Genomic DNA, 16618 nt, shown 5'->3' with positions numbered 1-16618 from the left:
CCGAAAGCGTCACGACAGGATCAGCCACGGGCGCGCCCTCCCTCGGGGTCGAGGAATACGGGATTGCAGACCTCGCACAGTGTTTCGATCTGGCGCAGGTGATCGACCATGCGGATCACCTCGCCCTGTCTGGAACGGCCCTGCTTGAGGAAGGCCAGACCGAGGACGGACTCCAGCGTGGGCGAGAAGCCGACCGAGGTGACATAACCTTGATCATTCTCGCGCGTGGCGGGGGCGTCGCGGTCAAAAAGATGCGCGCCTGCGGTCAGTTGCTTGACCGCGCCCACGGGTTTCAGCCCCACCAGTTGTTCGCGATCCGGATCGACCAGACCGGGCCGGGCGGCAGCGGCTTTGCCGATGAAATCCTTTTTCGGGGACATCATCTTTTCCAGTCCGATATCGAAGGCGGTCGTGCGTCCGTGGATTTCGGCATGGGTGATGAAGCCCTTCTCAATCCGCAGCACATTGAGCGCCTCAAGCCCGTAGGCCCCGCCGCCCATGGTTTCGGCCAGACCGACCAAAAGCTTGAACAGGCTTTCGCCATAGCGGGCGGGCACCGCGATCTCATAGGCATGTTCGCCCGAGAAGGAGATGCGGAACAACCGCCCGGCGACGCCCTGCACCGCCACGTCGCCACAGGCCATGAAGGGGAATGACTCGTTGTCGATAGGCGTGTCGAGCAGCTTGTTCAGCAGATCGCGCGACTGTGGCCCCGCCACGGCGAACTGGGCCCAATGTTCGGTGACCGAACAGAAGCTGACATCCAGATCGGGGCGCAAGGCCTGGTGCACGAAATCCAGATGGCGCATCACCTGCCCTGCGGCGGCGGTGGTGGTGGTCATCACATAGTGATCCGGGCCCAGCCGCGCGGTGGTGCCGTCATCCATGACATGCCCATCCTCGCGCAGCATCAACCCGTAACGCACGCGGCCCACGGGCAGGGTCGAGAACATGTTGGTATAGACGAAATCCAGCAAAGCGCCTGCGCCCGGCCCCTTGATGTCGATCTTGCCAAGGGTCGAGACATCACAGATGCCCACGGCATTTCGCACCATCATGACTTCACGGTCGCAGGCTTGCCGCCATGTCGTCTCACCCGCTTTGGGGAAATAGCTGGGGCGATACCAGAGCCCTGCCTCGATCATCGGGGCACCTGCGGCGAGGCTGGCGCGGTGCGAGGTGGTGAAGCGTTGCGGCGCGAAGCCCGCGCCCTGCCCGCCCGCGCCCATGGCGGCGATGGTGACGGGGGCGTAAGGTGGACGGAAGGTGGTGGTGCCTGTCTCGGGGATGCCGCGCCCGGTGGCGTCGGCCAGCACGGCCAAGGATGCGACGTTGGAATTCTTGCCCTGATCGGTCGCCATGCCTTGGGTGGTATAGCGCTTCATGTGCTCGACCGAGCGGAAGTTTTCCAGCGCCGCCTGTTTCACATCCTTGACCGTCACGTCGTTCTGGAAATCCAGCCAAGCGCGCCCCTTGCCCGGCACGGTCCAGAGGGGCGTGATGCGATAGGGCGTATCCTCGGCCGCGGGGATCGTGGCCTCGGCGGCTGTCAAACCCAGATCGGCAAGGGTTTGGGCGGCGACGCGCGCGCCCTCGGCCAGACAGCCGTGGGTGGACATGGTGCCGTTGCAAGCGCCCGCCGCGACCAGACCGGGAATGGCACCGGGTGTAGGGGTGAAGCTGGCAAGCGTATCGTTCCAGGTGGGCCGACCGTTCATATGGCAGGTCAGATGCACCGTCGGGTTCCAGCCGCCCGACATGGCAAGGCAATCGGTGCGCAGCTTGTCGATGCCCGAGGTAGTGGCGATGCTGACCGCCTCCAGCCGTTTGCGGCCATGCGCCTCAATGACCTGCGCGCCTTTGTAGAAGGGGATATCCAGCGTCGTGGTGGCCTCCGGGCGGTTGTCGATCAGAGCGGTGACATGCACGCCTGCGGCCAAGAGATCGGCGGCGGTGCGGTGGGCGTTGTCGTTGTTGCCGAACACCGTCACGGCCTGACCGGGGCTGACGGCCCAGCGGTTGATATAGGCGCGCACGGCCCCCGCCATCATCACGCCGGGGCGGTCATTGTTGCGGAAGGCGATGGGGCGTTCCAGCGCCCCTGCAGCCAGCACGGCGCGACGCGCCACGATGTTCCAGAAGGTTTCCTTCGCAGCCCCCGGCCTCGCTGCCTCGGCGGGGCTTGCGCGTTCCAGCGCACCATAGGTGCCCTGATCGTATGCGCCTGTCACCGTGGTGCGGGTCATGATCCGCACATTGGGCATGGCGGCCAGGTCCGCCGTCACGGCGGCGGCCCAGTCGGCTCCGGGCTGGTCGCCGACCGAGAGCGTTTCCGCGTTCAGGCGGCCCCCGGTGCGGGTGTCTTCATCACACAGGATCACATCGGCCCCGGCACGGGCGGCGGTCAGCGCCGCCATCAGGCCCGCAGGCCCCGCCCCGATCACCAGAAGATCGCAATGGGCAAAGGCGCGGGCGTAGCGGTCGGTATTGGCCTGGCCCGACAGCGCGCCAAGGCCAGCCGCGCGGCGGATCAGCGGCTCGTAGAGCTTTTCCCAGAAGGCACGCGGCCACATGAAGGTCTTGTAATAGAAACCTGCCGACAGGAAGGGTGCGGCAAGATCGTTCACCGCCAGAAGGTCGAGGTCGAGCGAGGGCCATGCGTTCTGCGACCGCGCCTCCAGCCCGTAATGGAGTTCCAGCGTCGTCGCGCGCAGGTTCGGCTCTTGCGCGGCGCCCTGCCCCAGCGTGACCAGCGCGTTCGGCTCTTCCGATCCGGCGGTCAGCACGCCGCGCGGACGGTGGTACTTGAAGGACCGGCCCATCAGCCGGATGTCATTGGCCAGCAGCGCCGAGGCGAGCGTGTCGCCCACGCAGCCCTCGTAACGGTGCCCGTCAAAGCGAAAGCTGATCCGCTGTCCCCGGTCGATCTGTCCGCCCTTGCCCAGCCTCATGCGGCACCTGTGCCATGATCGGAGGCGAGCGCTGTGCCCAGCACCTCATGGGTGACGGTGTTGCGGGTCACGACCAGCCACGCGCCGCAGCCGGTTTCATGATACCACAGGTCACGGGTCACCCCGGCGGGGTTGTCGCGCAGATGCAGATAGGCGTCCCATTCTTCGGGCGTGTCATCTGCGTCGGGACGGCGCAGGGCGATGGCGTCGCCCTGGTAATAGAATTCGCGCCGGTCCCTTTCGCCGCAGATCGGGCAGGTGATCCTCATTCTTCGTCCGTCCTTGCGGGGTCTGGCCCCGGTCCTGGTGTTGTGGGTGCGCGCACCTTCAGTGAAGATTGTGCTGCGACCCGGTCCCTTCTTCGTCCATAAGCCCGCGCCCTGTGCGGAAGCGGTCCAGCCGGAAGCGTGCGGCGGGGGCGTGATGCGTGTCGGTCGCGATCAGATGGGCAAAGGAGAAGCCCGACCCCGGAACAGCCTTGAACCCACCATAGCACCAGCCGCAGTTGAGATAGAGGCCGTCGACAGGGGTCTTGTCGATGATCGGGCTGCCATCGGGCGTCATGTCCATGATCCCGCCCCACGAACGCAGCACCTTTGCCTTGCCGATCATCGGCATCAGGGTCATGCCCGCCTCCATCACATGCTCAACCATGGGCAGATTACCCCGGCTGGCATAAGAGGCGTAGAAGTCCAGATCCCCACCAAAGACCAAGCCGCCCTTGTCGGACTGGCTGATGTAGAAATGGCCCATCCCGAAGCTGATGACATGGTCGATCACGGGTTTCAGCCCTTCGGTCACGAAGGCCTGCAAGACATGGCTTTCGATCGGCAGGCGCATGCCCGCCATGGCCGCGACCTGACCCGAGCGGCCTGCGACGACGATGCCAACCTTCTTCGCGCGGATTGCACCGCGCGTTGTCTGCACACCTTTGACGACGCCGTTTTCGATGTCGATGCCGGTGACTTCGCAATTCTGGATCAAGTCGACGCCGCGCTGGTCGGCGCCGCGCGCATAGCCCCAGGCCACCGCATCATGGCGCGCGGTGCCGCCGCGCGGGTGCAGCAACCCGCCATAGATCGGAAAGCGGGTATTGTCGAAATCGAGATAGGGCAGGTGTTTGCGCACGCCGTCGCGATCCAGCAGCACGGCATCATCGCCCTGATTGATCATCGCATTGCCGCGCCGGGCAAAGGCATCGCGCTGCCCGTCGGAATGGAACAGGTTGATCAGGCCGCGTTGCGAATGCATGACGTTGTAGTTCAGATCGGCCTCCAGCCCCTCCCACAGTTTCAGGGAATGGCTGTAGAATTCGGAATTGCCAGGCAGGAAGTAGTTGGCGCGCACGATGGTGGTGTTGCGCCCGATATTGCCGCTGCCGATATAGCCCTTTTCCAGCACGGCGATATTGGTCAGCCCATGTTCCCGCGCCAGATAATAGGCGGTGGACAGGCCGTGCCCGCCCCCGCCGATGATGATGATGTCATAGTCGGATTTCGGTGCGGGGTCACGCCAGTGCGGCCCCCAGCCCCGGTTGCCCGTGAGACCCTCTGTCAGCACCCGAAGGCCCGAAAAGCGCATCTTGCCTGTCCCCTCTGTTCCGGTCAGTGAACCGGTTCGGGGCGGAGTTTTCAACAGGCAATCGGAAAAGCCTTGCCCGTTCGCGACAGAGTTCGTCGCATATCGCGCGCCTGTTGCGGTTGCGGGGTGGTCGCCCCCTTGTCCGGTCCGGACAACAAGGGGCGACCTGCTTCAGATGCCTTTGGCCCGGTAGCTGGCGGCCACCTTGCCGATGGAGACGATATAGGCCGCCGTGCGCAGGTCCTTGACGTCGCCGCGCGCGTGCCAGACTTCGCGCATCGACTGATAGGCAATCCGCATCGTGTCATCCAGGCCCGAGCGCACCAGTTCCAGCTCGTCCGAGCCGCGCAGGTATTTTTCCTTGAACGCAGGACGCAAGGCCCAGGCATCGCCAAGGTAGCGGTCCAGACGTTCCAATTCGTCCACCAGAAGCTGCGTGCGCGCCTCCTCGGCGCGGCGCTGCATCCGGCCAAAGCGGATATGGCTGAGGTTCTTGACCCATTCGAAATATGACACCGTGACCCCGCCCGCATTGGCATACATGTCGGGGATGATGACGGTGCCCTTGTCGCGCAGGATGTCATCGGCCCCGGCCGTGATCGGACCATTGGCAGCTTCGATGATCAGAGGCGCCTTGATCCTGTCCGCGTTGCCGCGATGGATCACGCCTTCCAGCGCGGCCGGGATCAGGATATCGCAATCCTCTTCCAGCACGAGGGCGCCGTTCTCGACATATTCGGCACCGGGAAAGCCCTTGACGCCCTGATGCTTGGCGATCCAGTCGCGGACAGCGTTCACGTCCAGACCCCGCGCATCGACCAGCGCACCGTCACGCTCGATGATGCCAGTGATCTTGCACCCATCCTCGTCCCGCAGGAAGCTGGCCGCGTGATAGCCCACATTGCCGAGGCCCTGCACGATCACCCGCTTGCCATCCAGCGTGCCGGTCAGGCCGGCGGCGGCCATATCCTCGGGGTGGCGGAAGAATTCGCGCAGCGCGTATTGCACACCCCTGCCCGTCGCCTCGACCCGTCCGGCAATGCCGCCCGCGTTCAGCGGCTTGCCGGTCACGCAGGCGCGGGCGTTGATATCGGTGGTGTTCATCCGGGCATATTGATCGGCAATCCAAGCCATCTCACGCTCGCCGGTGCCCATGTCGGGGGCGGGCACGTTCTGGGCCGGGTCGATCAGGTCGCGTTTGATCAACTCATAGGCGAAGCGGCGGGTGATCAGCTCCAGCTCATGCTCGTCATATTCGCGCGGATCAATCCTGAGACCGCCCTTGGAACCGCCAAAAGGCGCCTCGACCAGAGCGCATTTGTAGGTCATCAGGGCGGCCAGCGCCTCGACCTCGTCCTGATTGACGCCCATCGCATAGCGGATGCCGCCTTTTACCGGCTCCATATGTTCGGAATGGACCGAGCGATATCCGGTAAATGTGTGAATTTGTCCACGCAGACGAACACCGAAACGGACCGTATAGGTTGAGTTGCAGACGCGGATCTTTTCTTCCAACCCCGGCGGCAGGTCCATCAGCGCGACGGCGCGGTTGAACATCAGATCGACGCTTTCGCGGAAGCTGGTTTCCTTGGGTTCGGTCATGCGCATCACTCCCTCTGTCCTGCGGGGCCCCGAGGTCCGCCAGCGCCACAATCGCTGCAACCTCTGAACCAAGGGTTACCAGTTGCCTCGTTTTTGTGCACCTTTTTATCAACCTTGGCGAACAGAACAGGCCAGATGCCCGATCTGCCCGGGACCAGCAGGACGCGGGCCTGCCGGAGGGGCCAGTTTCAGGCCGCACATGAAGGACAGAAGAAAGACTGATCCCCGCCATCCTGTTTCCCTGCGCGCAACAATCCGCCGAAAAACCAAGGATAAATTCCACAACATCATGTAAATGAACGGAAATTTTTGCAGAGCAGCCAAATTTCAGCCATAGTCCTTGGGCATTTATTACCAGTAGCAGAATTTCCTGCACCCCTGCCCCGTTAATTCTTCGGCAGGTTGATTCGAGGTCTAGTGGTTCATCCGATGGCAGATACTTCCTGGAAGATTCGGCCGTCCATGATGCATTATGTGCATCATGCGGCACCAGCCTCTCGTCCGGCCGCCCCTCGCGGGCGCTGGAGCCTTGGCCGTTTTCAACGGGCCGAGGATGGCAGCCTTGTGGTCTTTTCGGTATTCATGTTTCTGATCATACTCTTTCTGGGCGCGTTGGGCGTGGACCTGATGCGCTTCGAAATGGAACGCGCCAAGTTGCAAAGCACTCTGGACCGCGCCGTTCTGGCCGCGGCGGACATAGACCAGAGCCTTGATCCCGCAATGGTGGTGAACGACTACTTTACCAAGTCCGGGCTTGGGGGGTCGGTCACCGGTGTGACCGTGACCCAGGGGTTGGGCTACCGCTCGGTCAGTGCGACCGCGCGCAAATCGGTCAGCACGCAGCTTGTCCACATGCTGGGCATCGAGTCGATGAGCGCTCCCGCCTCTGGTGCGGCGGAAGAACGCGTAGACAACGTGGAAATCTCGCTGGTCCTTGATATTTCGGGCTCGATGGGCAGCAACAACCGCATGACCAACCTGCGCAGTGCCGGGCATGAGTTCATCGACGCGATCTTCGACAACAGCGCGGCCAACAAGGTATCCCTGTCGATCGTGCCCTACAATGGACAGGTCAATATCGGCCCCGACCTGATTGACAAATACAATATCACGCACAGGCACACGAACACCTATTGCGTGGACCTGCCGTCGTCCGTCTACAACACGGCGGCCCTGTCGCCCATTCTGCCGATGCCGCAGCACGTGTTCGCGGATACCTATAACAGTTCGAATACCAGCGGCAGTTACAGCACGACCAATATGACGCCATCGACTGTGAACCGCTGGTGCGATCCTAACCCGGTGAACCGCGTCCGTGTTCACAGCAACAACGTGACGGCCCTCAAGAACCACATCACCGCCCTTCAGCCGGTGGGCGCGACCTCGATTGACGCGGGCGTGCGTTGGGGATCGGCGCTGCTGGATCCGAGTGCGCGCAGCGTTGTCACCGAACTGGTGAACGAAGGCGTGGTGATCGCCCCCTTCGCGGGACGACCCCTTGCCTATGACGACCCTGAGGTTCTGAAGGTTCTGGTTCTGATGACGGACGGCGAACACTGGCCGAATGAATACATAAACGATCCGTTCCGGTCCGGTCCCTCTCCGGTCTGGCGTAACACCAGCAACAACCGCCTGTCGATCCGCCATGACCGCGCCAGCAATCCGTTCTATTGGCCGTCCAACAACAGCTGGAACAACCGCCCCGAAGGTGCTTCGAGCGCCACCAACATGGGCACGGCGGTGCAACTGACATGGGAAGAGGTCTGGCAGCGGGCGCGTGTCGCCTGGGTCGCGCATCACCTATACGTGCGCCCCTTGGGCGGAACGTTGGCCAGCCGGATGGACTTGCTGCGCACCCGCACAGGTACGGTGATCGGTTCCGGCCCGCACGAGGTGTCGGTGATGAACAACCGCCTTTTGAACCTGTGTTCGCGGGTCAAGGAGCAAGGCGTCGTCATCTACACCGTGGCCTTCGAGGCGCCGACGGCGGGCCGCAATCTGCTGAACAGCTGCGCCAGTTCGGCCAACCATGCCTTCGACGTCGACGGTCTTGAGATCCGAAGCGCGTTCTCCTCGATCGCCACTTCGATCCGCAAATTGAGGCTGACACAATGATCCGGTCTTTCTCTGATCACGCCACCCGCCGCCACGGGCGCCTCCGGCAACTGCGCCGCCGCATGGGCCGCGAGGATGGCAACGCCACGATCGAATTCGTGATCCTGTTCCCGATGTTCATCTTTCTTCTGGTGTCGGCGGTGGAAGTGGGCTTCATCACGATCCGTCACACCATGCTGGACCGCGCAGTCGATCTGACCGTCCGTGACATCCGTCTGGGCACCGGCAATGCGCCGCAATATGCCGAGATCCGCGATGCGATCTGCGAACGCGCGCCGGTGATCCCCGATTGCGAGGACAATGTGAAGATCGAGATGATCCGCATGGACCTGCGCGCCTGGACGCCGCCACCCGCCGATTACGACTGCGTCAACCATGCCGAGGAAGTGCAGCCCGTCCGCACCTTCACCAACGGCATGGCAAACGAGATGATGCTGCTGCGGATCTGCGCGATGTTCGAGCCAATCTTTCCGTTGTCGGGACTGGGCCGCGACCTGGCGGCCAATAGCGACACGGGATACACCGCCATGGTCACCGCGACCGCTTTCGTGCAGGAGCCGATATGACACCCCTGTTGATCCACAGATTGCAGACCTGCCTGCGCGACTTTGCCCGCGACATACGGGGCTCCCTGACCGTCGAGGCGGTCGTCATGTTCCCGATGCTCTTCTGGGCCATGCTCTCGATGCTGGTGTTCTTTGATGCCTATCGGCAGAACAGTCTGAACGTGAAAGCGGCCTTCACCATCGGTGACATGATCTCGCGCGAGGTGGATCCGATCAACGCGGCCTATCTGGACGGGGCGGTGCTGTTGTTCGACGAACTGGCACGGACCGCCACGCCCCCGCGGATGCGTGTGACCGTGGTCTATTACAATGCCGCGCAGAAACGCTTCTATCGCGATTGGTCCCATCAGCGCGGGGGTGTCCCTGTCCTGACAAATACCGATATTCTGGCGATCCAGAACAAGCTGCCCGCCGTTCCCAACAACGAACGGCTGATCCTGGTCGAGACATGGTCGGATTACTCGCCGCCGTTCAACGTCGGTATCGAGAGGCAGGACCTTTACAATTTCGTCTTTACCCGTCCGCGTTTCGCGCCGCAGGTGAAATTCGCAGTCTGAATGCTTTGGATCAGGGCTGATCCGTCAGCCCTGATCCTTGCGGCGGTCGTCCAGAAGGGTCTGGATCATCTCGGCCATGAACTTGGTTTGAGCGGCTGGCGTCACGCCGCCGACCCCGACGCGGCGGCCGACACGCCACCACAGGCCCGGGTTCCAGTGCCGCTCCTGCGCGTCGCGGGTGGTCAGCACAAAACCGTTTGACGGCTTGAAGGCAAAGACACCCCGGTTCACGGTCTCGATCTGGTCCAGCCGCGCCAGCACGCGGCCTTCGGTGTCGCGCAATCCCTCGCGCGTCAGCTCCAGCGTCATGACGCTGGCCCGGCGCATCCGTTCTGTCAGAAACAGGGTGATCCCGCCTGCCGCCAGCAGAAAAAGCTGCCAGCCCAGAGAGGCGGGCGGCTGGGCAAGACCGGCATAGATCAGCAGGCCGCCCAAGGCCGCCAGAACGATGATTCCCATCATGCGCCGTGGGGCCGAGGCCGAGACTGTGGCCAGAATTTCCGGTTCGCTCTGCTGTGGCATCTGTGCTGCTATCCCGATGGTGCCCGACTGCCGATCCTCTAGCGCGGTTCGGCCCCTGATGCGAGAGGGGAATGCCATTTGGCAGGCCAGAGTCAGGCCGCGACCGCCTTGCGCACCATGTCCCAATAGATCGTCTCGACCTGTGCCACGCTCAGCCGTCCCTCGGCGCGATACCATGTGGTGACGCCCGTCAGCATGGCGATCACGGCCAGCGTTGCGATCTTGGTATCGGTCACATCGAAAAGACCTGCCCCCACCCCGGCACGCAGGATGGCCTCCAGATCGTCCTCATAGCGGCGGCGCAACCCTTCGATCACCGCGAAATTCGCGGGCGTCAGATTGCGCAGCTCCATGTAGGACACAAAGACGGCGTCGGGCCGTTCCAGATGGAAACGGATGTGGAAGCGGGTGAAATCCTCAAGCCGCGCCAATGGCCCATCCGGCTGCAGGAGGGCCGCGCGCGCCGCCAGCAGTTCGTCCATATGGCCGCGCATCAGATCGAACAGAAGGCTTTGTTTGTCGGGCGTGTAGTTGTAAAGCGCGCCCGCCTGCACGCCCACCTCGGCCGCTATCTGGCGCATGGACACGGCCGCATAGCCATGCCGTGCGAAAAGTTGCAGCGCCGCCTGAGCGACGCGCGGACCGGTGATGTCGGAATGGGACCCTGCGGTGCGTGCCATGACATACCCATAACTGAACATCCGTTCAGATCAAAGCCTGCCGTGCGGCCTCGCCCGGCAACGCCCACCTTGCGAAACCTGCGGCGCTGTTGCATGACAGGACAGCCTTTGGAAGGGCCTGCCCGCATGTCTGCACCCGCCATCCCCTGCCCGCCACATCGGCGCGGACCCCGCCTTGCCCAAGGGGGCGGGCTGCTGCGCGTCGCACTGGCGGGCATGCTGATACTCGCGGGCTGCACGGATTTTCCGGACATGACCGGCCGGCTGACCGATGCGGATACCGGACAGGGCTATCCCGCGCTTGTCCCGGCCGAGGAACTGCTGGCCGGCACGCAGGAACAGGTGATCGCGCCGGACACGCAGACCAGCCTCGAGGACCGGGTGGCCGCGCTGGAGCGCCGGGCCACGGCGCTGCGCGCCACCACGTTCGATGCCGAGACGCGCGACCGGATGGAAACCGGCGTGACCGCAGAGCAGCCCTGAACGCGCCTGCGTCGCAAAAGCCGCGCCCTGCCGTTGCAAGGATGATCCGAACCCGATACATCGCGGCTGATCACAGCAGTTCATTCCACCCACGGAGGCCCCGATGACCCAACCCCTGCGCCTAGGTATTGCCGGACTGGGCACCGTCGGCATCGGTGTCGTGAAGATCGTCAAGCAGCAGGCCGACCTTCTGGCCGCGCGGACCGGGCGCAAGATCGAGATCTCGGCCATCTCGGCGCGGACGCGCGACAAGGATCGCGGCGTCTCGCTCAAGGGTTTCGCCTGGGAGGACGATCCCGTGGCCTTGGCGACGCGCAGTGATGTGGATGTTTTTGTCGAGTTGATGGGCGGATCGGACGGCCCGGCCAAGGCCGCGACAGAGGCGGCGATTGCGGCGGGCAAGGACGTGGTTACGGCCAACAAGGCGATGCTGGCGATCCACGGGCAGGCGCTGGCCGAGGCCGCAGAGGCCGCGGGCAGCGTGATCCGTTACGAGGCGGCGGTCGCAGGCGGCATCCCTGTCATCAAGACCCTGACCGAGGGGCTGGCCGCCAACCGCATCACCCGCGTGATGGGGGTGATGAACGGCACCTGCAACTATATCCTGACCCGGATGGAGGCGACCGGACAAGGCTATAACACCCTGTTCGAAGAGGCGCACAAGCTGGGCTATCTTGAGGCCGATCCCAATCTGGACGTGGGCGGCATCGACGCAGGTCACAAACTGGCGCTCCTGTCCTCGATCGCATTCGGCACGCAGGTGGATTTCGACGGGATCGAGCTGGAAGGGATCCAGCGCGTCAGTCTGGACGATATCCGGCAAGCCGCCGACATGGGCTACAAGATCAAGCTGCTGGGTGTGGCGCAGATGACCGGGCGCGGACTGGAACAGCGCATGTCGCCCTGCCTCGTGCCTGCGGCCAGCCCGCTGGGGCAGTTGGATGGCGGCACCAACATGGTGGTGATCGAGGGCGATGCCGTGGGCCAGATCGTGCTGCGGGGTGCCGGTGCGGGTGAAGGCCCGACGGCCAGCGCCGTGATGGGGGATGTCTGCGATATCGCGCGCGGCTTCCGTTTGGCCGTCTTTGGGCAGCCCGCCACCAGCCTGACCCGCGCCACCCGCGCGCAATCGGTTCTGCCTGCGCCTTATTACCTGCGCATGACCCTGCGCGACAAACCCGGTGCTCTGGCCAAGGTGGCGGCGATTCTTGGCAATGCGGGCGTGTCGATCCACCGGATGCGCCAGTATGACCATGTGGACGACAAGGCCCCCGTGCTGATCGTGACGCACAAGACCACCCGCACCGCGCTGGACGAGGCTTTGGCCGCGATCGCGACGACGGATGTCGTCACCGAGGCGCCCGTCGCCCTCAGGATCGAGACGGTGTGAGGGTTGAAGCCCTGATCAGGGGGGGCTGTCCGCCCCCATCGTCGAACTGCGTTCGACGATTCCCCCGAGAGTATTTCGGGCAAGATGAAATGGGCGCGCCGTGATGCATTTTCTGGGCGTGGATCATTCGCTGGCCGGGCGGCGCTGGGTGGGGCCGGATACCGAGGTGGCGCGACAGGCCGAGGCCCTCGCGCAGGAGACAGGGCTGCCCGATGCGCTTTGTCTGGTGCTGGCGCGGCGCGGCGTGACGGCGGCCGAGGCGGCAGGGTTTCTGGAGCCGCAGTTGCGCGACCTGCTGCCCGATCCACGCAGCTTGCGCGACATGGAAAAAGCGGCTGCGCGATTCGTGGCAGCGGTGTCTGCGCGCCAGCGGATCGCGGTTTTCGCCGATTACGATGTGGATGGCGGCAGTTCGGCAGCACTTCTGATCCTGTGGCTACGACAGATGGGGTTGCCCGCCACGCTCTATGTGCCTGACCGCATCGACGAGGGATATGGGCCGAACGAGCCCGCCATGGCGGCGCTGGCCCGTGATCATGACCTGATCCTCTGCGTCGATTGCGGCACGCTGTCTCATGGACCCATCGCGGCGGCGCAGGGCGCGGATGTGGTGGTGCTGGATCATCACCTTGGCGGCGAGACGCTTCCCCCCGCATTGGCTGTGGTGAACCCGAACCGGCAGGATGAGAGCGGGGACCTCGCGCATCTTTGCGCGGCGGCAGTGGTGTTCCTGATGCTGGTCGAGGCGAACCGGCAGCTGCGCGTGGCCGGACGGCAGGGGCCGGACCTGATGGCGCTGCTGGATCTGGTTGCACTGGCCACGGTGGCGGATGTGGCCCCGCTGGTGGGCGTGAACCGCGCGCTGGTGCGGCAGGGCCTGCGCGTCATGGCGCGGCGTGAGCGGCCCGGTCTGGTTGCGCTGGCCGATGTGGCGCGGATGGATGGCCCACCCTCGACCTATCACCTTGGGTTCCTGCTGGGCCCGCGCGTCAATGCCGGCGGGCGGATCGGCAAGGCCGATCTGGGGGCGCGATTGCTGGCCTGTGACAACCCCGCCGAGGCGCAGCGGATGGCGGCCGAGCTGGACCAACTGAACACCGAGCGCCGCGAGATCGAGGCCGCGGTGCGCGCCTCTGCCCTTGCACAGGCCGAGGGACGGGGGCTGGACGGCCCTTTGGTCTGGGCGGCGGGTGAGGGCTGGCATCCCGGCGTCGTGGGCATCGTGGCGGCGCGCCTGAAGGAGGCGACGGGTCGCCCCGCCGTGGTGATCGGACTGGACGGGGCCGAGGGCAAGGGATCGGGGCGATCGGTGTCGGGCGTGGATCTGGGCGCGGCCATCCAGCGCGTCGCGGCCGAGGGTCTGCTGATCAAGGGCGGCGGGCACAAGATGGCCGCAGGCCTGACGGTGGCGCGTGACCAGCTGGAACCCGCGATGGCGCGGCTGGGTGAGTTGTTGGCAAAGCAAGGGGCGGGGTCAGGCGGGCCGTCAGATCTGCGGCTGGACGGCATGCTGATGCCGGGTGCGGCCACTGTCGAGTTGATCGAGCGGATCGAGGCGGCGGGACCTTTCGGGGCCGGTGCCCCTGCCCCGCGCTTTGCCTTTGCCGATGTGGTGATCCATTTCGCCAAGCGGCTGGGCGAGAGCCATCTGAAGCTGAGCTTTGGCGACGGTCTGGGTGCCCGGCTGGAGGCGATCATGTTCGGCGCCTATGACACCCCCCTCGGCCCCGCGCTGGAGGCGCATGGCGGCGCGCGCTTTCATTTGGCAGGGCGGTTGGAGATCAACCGCTGGGGTGGACGCCAAAGCGTGCAACTGCGCCTTGAGGATGCAGCGCCCGCCCGGCCCTGACCCTCGGAACCGCCCGCGCGTCGTAAGGCCGGCACGGGTTTAAAGACCGCCATCACGGGATTGCAAAGAATCTGACAAGTGGCGGAAATTTCTACTTGCACCCGCCAGTCGCTTTGCCTAAAAGCCGCCTCACGCCAAGGCTTGGCCCGTTCGTCTATCGGTTAGGACGTCAGGTTTTCAACCTGAAAAGAGGGGTTCGACTCCCCTACGGGCTGCCAACTTTCCCAAAAAACCACTATTTAAATCGTGTTGCCCGATAATCTGGACCACGATTTCTGGGCCGTGGTCCACATCGGGTCTATACTACCTTCTTTCCGTGGCGCGGGACACTTCATTGGTTCGTGACGCTTGCGGATCCTGCGCGGCTTCGACGGCATCCTGCAACTCGACGGCTACCAGGGTTACAACCGCCTGACGCGCCCCTCCCGCAAGGGTGGCGATCCGATCCACGTGGCACATTTTTGGGTCCACGCGTCACATCACAAAGAAGGCAACCGTCATCGCGGCTCCGACCAGGGTGATGAAACCGCGCAAGAGGTCGGTGCGTACGATCCTTCGGGTCAGGCGTGCTCCGACATAGCCGCCGGCGGTTGCGCTTGCGGCCATGACGAGCGCCTGTTCCCAGGCGATCAATCCTGCCCAGCTAAAGGCAGCGGCGGAGATGAACGAAAGAACTGCCGAGAGCACGCATTTGAGCCCGTTCATGCCGTGCAAGTCGAGATGGCCCAAGAGGCCGAAGGTTGCCAGCAGCATGATGCCAAGCCCGCCGTTGAAATAGCCGCCATAGACCGACACGGCGAGGATGGCAGCACCAGAGGTGACCGGACCAGCCACACCTATCCCGCGTTCGCGCAGGATCCTGAGCAAGGCGGGGCCGAACGCGAAGAGTGCGGTTGCAAACATCAAAAGCCATGGCACGACCCAGAGGAAGGTATCGCCCGGAGTCACGATCAGAAGAAGGGCTCCTATGATACTGCCGAGGACAGCAAGGCCAAAGATCATGCGGAACCCCAGCGCACCCTCTGCGCGCATGTCGCCGCGGAAGCCCCAGGCGCTGCTCATGTATCCGGGAAGCGCACTGAGCGTTGCCGTCGCATTTGCAGCGACCGGCGGCACGCCCACGTAAATCAGGGCGGGCAGGCTGAGGAACGTGCCCCCGCCCGCAACCGAGTTGAGCAACCCTGCCGCAGCGCCGGCAAGGCAGAGCAGAATCAGATCGGTCAGCATGGTCCATCATCCTTTCAGTCTACGCCCCCCTTGCACTTTGATAGATTGGTCTGCAAATTGGTCTGTTGAGGGTGGTGTGATGCCAAGACGATCCACAGCAGACATCTATCTCGAGTTGGTTGAGATACTCGACGAACTGACACCCGGCGCGCGGTTGCCAGCTGAACGGATCCTTGCCGGGCGGCTGGGTTGTTCACGGCAAGGCCTCAGGACATGTCTTGCCGCGCTGGAGAAGGATGGAAAGATTTGGCGGCATGTCGGCCAAGGTACGTTCCGAGGCGTGCGGCCCCGCCATCTCCCTGTCCGTGAAACACTACTCATCGAAGGTGCAACACCGCCGGACATCATGCAGGCGCGGATGTTGCTGGAGCCAATGGTCGCCGCCGAAGCCGCTCGTCTGGCCTGTGACCAGGATGTTGCTCTTCTGCGTGAGAAAGTTGCTGCCGGTCGAAGGGCACGCGACCGCGCCGCCTGCGAACAGGCTGACGACGCATTTCACCGGGCGTTGGCGCATATCTCGCGCAATCCAATACTGTCAGGGTTTCTGAACTATCTTTCGGGGGTTCGCCGCCGAGCTGCATGGCAACGGGAATGGGAAAGAACCTATCGCCGCATCGGAACTCTGGCGTTTCAGACGCTGCACAGTGATCAACATCAACGCATTGTGGATGCGATCGCACGCGGTGATCCCGAGGCTGCTTCTGCCTGCATGACAGAGCATCTTGAGACAATCAGGAACGACATGTCCGACCCGGAGGCATAGGGACGGACTGTTCCCTGCACCTTCTACCGATGTCCGACCCAGCCGTGATCATCCGTGAAGGCGCGGCCCTGCGCGATCCGGACGGGTTTGTAGTCGTCGGGCAGACGGTCCAGCCTGTCCAGCGGTGTCATGGAGGCGGCCAGCACGACATTGGTGCGCCCTGCGTCTTCGACCGGGCCCTGTACAGCCTCTACATGCGGATAGATCTCGCGCAAGATGGCATGGACCCCGCGCACAAGGCGACCGTCCGGCAGGTCGATCAGGTTGACATAGACCGGACCATCCACAATCGCGGCAAGCCGGGCATAGGTTTCGCGTGTCGCCAGATGGGC

At 63.9% G+C, this 16618-nt stretch carries 14 protein-coding genes, 1 tRNA gene and 1 pseudogene; 8 read left to right on the top strand and 8 right to left on the bottom strand.

What is annotated here, in order from left to right; all coding sequences use genetic code 11:
* Window positions 1-20 precede the first annotated feature (20 nt).
* The 4 genes from PVW27_RS09140 to PVW27_RS09125 form a co-directional block, all read right to left on the bottom strand.
* Window positions 21-2951: a sarcosine oxidase subunit alpha family protein gene (locus PVW27_RS09140; RefSeq protein ID WP_274557047.1), complete on the bottom strand. Its 2931-nt coding sequence runs from the start codon at window positions 2949-2951 to the stop codon at window positions 21-23.
* Window positions 2948-3220 carry a sarcosine oxidase subunit delta gene (locus PVW27_RS09135; RefSeq protein ID WP_274557045.1) on the bottom strand — a complete coding sequence of 91 codons (273 nt, stop codon included), beginning with the start codon at window positions 3218-3220 and terminating at the stop codon, window positions 2948-2950. The genes PVW27_RS09140 and PVW27_RS09135 overlap by 4 nt, the downstream gene beginning before the upstream one ends.
* A 58-nt stretch (window positions 3221-3278) precedes the next feature.
* Entirely contained in the window at window positions 3279-4532 is a 1254-nt protein-coding gene (locus PVW27_RS09130; RefSeq protein WP_274557044.1) for a sarcosine oxidase subunit beta family protein, read from the bottom strand.
* A gap of 171 nt (window positions 4533-4703) precedes the next feature.
* Window positions 4704-6134 carry a Glu/Leu/Phe/Val family dehydrogenase gene (locus tag PVW27_RS09125; protein ID WP_274557043.1) on the bottom strand — a complete coding sequence of 477 codons (1431 nt, stop codon included), beginning with the start codon at window positions 6132-6134 and terminating at the stop codon, window positions 4704-4706.
* Window positions 6135-6596: 462 nt separating this feature from the next.
* Between PVW27_RS09125 and PVW27_RS09120 the strand changes: the two genes are divergently transcribed.
* The 3 genes from PVW27_RS09120 to PVW27_RS09110 are packed head-to-tail and all read left to right on the top strand — an operon-like array spanning window position 6597 to window position 9372.
* A complete protein-coding gene (locus tag PVW27_RS09120; protein WP_274557042.1) occupies window positions 6597-8249 on the top strand; it encodes a TadE/TadG family type IV pilus assembly protein in 1653 nt (550 codons plus the stop codon).
* On the top strand, window positions 8246-8815 hold the full coding sequence (locus PVW27_RS09115; protein ID WP_274557041.1) for a TadE/TadG family type IV pilus assembly protein: 570 nt from the start codon (window positions 8246-8248) through the stop codon (window positions 8813-8815). The genes PVW27_RS09120 and PVW27_RS09115 overlap by 4 nt, the downstream gene beginning before the upstream one ends.
* The gene (locus PVW27_RS09110) at window positions 8812-9372 is read left to right on the top strand and encodes a TadE/TadG family type IV pilus assembly protein (RefSeq protein ID WP_274557040.1); all 561 of its coding nucleotides are present in this window, start codon (window positions 8812-8814) and stop codon (window positions 9370-9372) included. The genes PVW27_RS09115 and PVW27_RS09110 overlap by 4 nt, the downstream gene beginning before the upstream one ends.
* A gap of 24 nt (window positions 9373-9396) precedes the next feature.
* On the opposite strand, the gene PVW27_RS09105 is transcribed toward PVW27_RS09110, so the two are convergent.
* Both PVW27_RS09105 and PVW27_RS09100 read right to left on the bottom strand, forming a co-directional pair.
* On the bottom strand, window positions 9397-9894 hold the full coding sequence (locus PVW27_RS09105; RefSeq protein ID WP_274557039.1) for a hypothetical protein: 498 nt from the start codon (window positions 9892-9894) through the stop codon (window positions 9397-9399).
* 92 nt (window positions 9895-9986) lie between these two features.
* On the bottom strand, window positions 9987-10574 hold the full coding sequence (locus PVW27_RS09100; RefSeq protein WP_274557038.1) for a TetR/AcrR family transcriptional regulator: 588 nt from the start codon (window positions 10572-10574) through the stop codon (window positions 9987-9989).
* 126 nt (window positions 10575-10700) lie between these two features.
* On the opposite strand from PVW27_RS09100, the gene PVW27_RS09095 reads away from it, so the two are divergent.
* From PVW27_RS09095 to PVW27_RS09080, 4 genes are all read left to right on the top strand, one after another.
* Entirely contained in the window at window positions 10701-11057 is a 357-nt protein-coding gene (locus PVW27_RS09095; protein ID WP_274557037.1) for a hypothetical protein, read from the top strand.
* A gap of 103 nt (window positions 11058-11160) precedes the next feature.
* Window positions 11161-12447: a homoserine dehydrogenase gene (locus tag PVW27_RS09090; protein WP_274557036.1), complete on the top strand. Its 1287-nt coding sequence runs from the start codon at window positions 11161-11163 to the stop codon at window positions 12445-12447.
* A 103-nt stretch (window positions 12448-12550) separates the two neighbouring features.
* Window positions 12551-14296: a single-stranded-DNA-specific exonuclease RecJ gene (gene recJ, locus PVW27_RS09085; protein WP_274557285.1), complete on the top strand. Its 1746-nt coding sequence runs from the start codon at window positions 12551-12553 to the stop codon at window positions 14294-14296.
* A 143-nt stretch (window positions 14297-14439) separates the two neighbouring features.
* Window positions 14440-14514: transfer RNA gene (locus tag PVW27_RS09080), tRNA-Glu, on the top strand.
* 256 nt (window positions 14515-14770) lie between these two features.
* Here the strand turns inward: PVW27_RS09080 and PVW27_RS09070 are convergent.
* Window positions 14771-15523 (bottom strand): sulfite exporter TauE/SafE family protein, encoded by a 753-nt coding sequence (locus PVW27_RS09070; RefSeq protein WP_338019948.1) that lies wholly within the window; start codon window positions 15521-15523, stop codon window positions 14771-14773.
* 79 nt (window positions 15524-15602) lie between these two features.
* Between PVW27_RS09070 and PVW27_RS09065 the strand changes: the two genes are divergently transcribed.
* On the top strand, window positions 15603-16286 hold the full coding sequence (locus PVW27_RS09065) for a FadR/GntR family transcriptional regulator (RefSeq protein WP_274557035.1): 684 nt from the start codon (window positions 15603-15605) through the stop codon (window positions 16284-16286).
* A 23-nt stretch (window positions 16287-16309) separates the two neighbouring features.
* Here the strand turns inward: PVW27_RS09065 and PVW27_RS09060 are convergent.
* A pseudogene (locus PVW27_RS09060) lies at window positions 16310-16618 on the bottom strand (fused MFS/spermidine synthase); the annotation flags it as partial.

The organism is Seohaeicola sp. 4SK31 (assembly GCF_028802875.1).
GTDB lineage: Bacteria > Pseudomonadota > Alphaproteobacteria > Rhodobacterales > Rhodobacteraceae > Seohaeicola.
This window is presented reverse-complemented; position numbering and strand designations above follow the sequence as displayed.